Origin of the sequence: Proteiniphilum sp. UBA5384, from assembly GCF_002410825.1 — a bacterium.
In the GTDB taxonomy this organism is placed as follows: Bacteria; Bacteroidota; Bacteroidia; order Bacteroidales; family Dysgonomonadaceae; genus Proteiniphilum.
The window spans coordinates 1-2,597 of the sequence record NZ_DHOS01000069.1 but is presented as its reverse complement, the minus strand read 5'-3'; the positions used below and the strand labels follow the sequence as shown (position 1 = coordinate 2,597).

General features: G+C 40.3%; 4 protein-coding genes. 1 reads left to right on the top strand and 3 read right to left on the bottom strand.

What is annotated here, in order from left to right:
* The 3 genes from B4G81_RS13495 to B4G81_RS13485 form a co-directional block, all read right to left on the bottom strand.
* Nucleotides 1–684, bottom strand: a 684-nt coding sequence (locus B4G81_RS13495; RefSeq protein ID WP_294083358.1) for a tyrosine-type recombinase/integrase, incomplete at its 3' end; no start/stop codon positions are given.
* On the bottom strand, nucleotides 674–1,378 hold the full coding sequence (locus B4G81_RS13490; protein ID WP_294083356.1) for a site-specific integrase: 705 nt from the start codon (nucleotides 1,376–1,378) through the stop codon (nucleotides 674–676). The genes B4G81_RS13495 and B4G81_RS13490, both read right to left, overlap by 11 nt.
* A 50-nt stretch (nucleotides 1,379–1,428) precedes the next feature.
* A complete protein-coding gene (locus tag B4G81_RS13485; protein WP_294083354.1) occupies nucleotides 1,429–1,929 on the bottom strand; it encodes a hypothetical protein in 501 nt (166 codons plus the stop codon).
* Between the two features lie 242 nt (nucleotides 1,930–2,171).
* Between B4G81_RS13485 and B4G81_RS13480 the strand changes: the two genes are divergently transcribed.
* The gene (locus B4G81_RS13480) at nucleotides 2,172–2,597 is read left to right on the top strand and encodes a Mu transposase C-terminal domain-containing protein (protein WP_294083352.1); all 426 of its coding nucleotides are present in this window, start codon (nucleotides 2,172–2,174) and stop codon (nucleotides 2,595–2,597) included.

The following is a 2,597-nucleotide window of genomic DNA, read 5'->3' as shown; positions in this document are numbered from 1 at the left end:
ATCAGGAGCAAGCGCAGTCTTGTCTTTTTTTATAAAAAAAAAGCCTTCGGAACCGGAAAGTGTATGGATTTTCTGAGAATAGGGCTCCAGATATCTGGTCAACGAAGGCGACATTGGAATTAACCGGTCTTTATCAAACTTTGAACTCCGAACGATGGCAATTCCTTGTTTCAAGTCCATATCCTTTTGTTTTAAGGCTAATGCCTCAGAGATTCTGAGGCCGCATCCGTACAACAACCTGTAAACGGCAGGTAATACTAAGTGTTTGTTGGAAAGCGGATGGGGCTTGATGTTTTCGCATTCGGCAAAAAAATTCTTGAGTTGTTCATGAGTAAAAATGTAAGGAACGTATAAATGCCGATTGATCTTTGCCCTGCAAGCTGGAATATATGCATCATAGCCAAGGTTATTCAGGAATAGAGCAAACTGTTTTAAATTGTTGATCCGGTGCTCCCATGTGACATCTCGCTCATTTGGTCTCTTTTCTGTCCAAGCGTCAGCTAATTCTTTGGTGAGAACATGATTTTTGATCGTAAACTTGAGAGTAAATTGCGAAAAACGTTTTAATTGATTAGCTTGTTCAACATAATTGAACCCTAATGACCGTTTCATCTGTACGAACTGGATCAGCAGTTCCCTAAAATCTCCTACAAAACCGTCAAAACCATAGTTTTTAGAGCTCATGAGCCACACCTCCGACCATCGGCTGATTCCATACAAATTCGGGGATATCCAATGCACAGCGCCGTAAATGGGTAACGGCAATTTTCAAATAGATGGATGTTGTTTCGGTCGTTGTATGCCCCAGAACCTCGGAAATGATCGGGAGCGGAGTGTTTTCTTCTAGGAGGGTACTGGCAAGGCTGTGTCGAAGGGCATGAGGGCCATGTTTCTTTCCGTCGGGAACTTTGATTCCTGCCAATCGTAAATATTGCCAAACAATGCTGTGAAGTGTTGGTGGTTTCAAAGAGGTTATTGGACAGGTGTGACGCATGAAAATAGTACTGCTTTCTGTGATGGGTCGGCCATATTTCAAATAGTCAATGATTGCTGAACCCACTTCCGGCAGCAGAGGCAAGAGTATTTTTTCCTGCGTCTTCTCTTGTATCAATTCTATCTCATTATGTTCCCATTTGAGATTTTTGAAAGATAAACTACAAATATCGCCCGCTCTCATTCCAAGTCGCGATGCAAGAAGCAATATGGCAAAATCACGTTTGCCTTTCGGATTTCCGCGGTCAACACTATCCAGCATCTTTTGAACTTCTTCTTTGCTGTAAGCAGAGGGAATTCTCGAGGTTTTGTCCACCTTGATCCGGGGTACCACGTAGGAGAAGTCTTTTTCTAGAATTTTTTCTTCATACAGATATCGGAACAAGACTCTTAAGGAACAAGTTGTGCAGTAGACGGTAGCAATGGTTGTACCGGTCAAGTGTTGACAAAACCCAAAATATGACCGGGGTTTATTTCCGAGATGGCATTAATCTTTTGCTTGGACAGGTACTCAGAAAATCTGCTCAAATACAGTTCATTTGACTGTAAAGTTTTTTCGGAGATGCCATTGCATCTTCGGGACTGGATAAATCCATCAAATGCCTTTTTTACAGGAGGGTAGTATTCTTTACCAATAACGCGTCGCTTTGAAAGAATGATTCCGTGTAACTGGTACTCTCCTAGCATATTGATAGCCCTAACTTTTAAACCGCTAGAACTATTCAAATGTTTGAATACGGTAATACCATATTGGTCTTCTAAAAAGTTCAAACCAATCTTCATATTAAAGTACTTTAGGTCTCTTTCTCTCATGAATTGACCAAGGGTTTCCCAAATGGATACATACAAATTGATCCTTGACTCCTTGTACTTTACACGATAAAGCTCTTCTTTGACCACACTAATCAAGTCGTTAAATGGTAACAATTCCTGCATACTTATTCCTCCAGTCTTAATTTTGGTTGTAGAAACCATCTTAAGAATGAAGGATTATGTAGAGGAAATCAACCACAAAAACTTACAGTATCAACAAATCCATAGTTTAACTCTTCATAACGATTAACTCTCCATAACCTTTATTATGTAGAACTCTACATAATAAAGGTAAAATTGAACGGGTCTTTCGGACGTTTAGAACGCAGTTTCTTTCTGCTTTGGATTTACGGAAACTTCAATCCTTGGCAGATTTGAATGGCAAATTCTTGAGTTATGTGGAATCAACGTACAATCAAAAGGTTCATTCTTCGCTTAATGGGTTATCTCCGCTGGAACGTTATCTAAAGGATAAAGAACGCTTTCGCTTTATCCGCCAAAAGGAGCTTTTAGATCGGATTTTTCTACATGAAACAATGAGAAGGGTTAGTCAGGATGCGACGATTACTTTCTCAAAAAAGGTTTATGAAGTTCCCCAAAAGTTTATCGGTCGGCAAGTAACAGTCCAATATGACCCGGAGGACTTGTCCCGGGTTTATGTGAAAGATTTAAACTTTCCAGAACCGGTGATGGTTTATCCGGTCCAGGCTGTAGATAACTCTAAGATCCCTCGTAAACAAAATGTACGGCAGCAGATTGATTTTGCTAAGCTTTATGGGGGTGAACGCTAA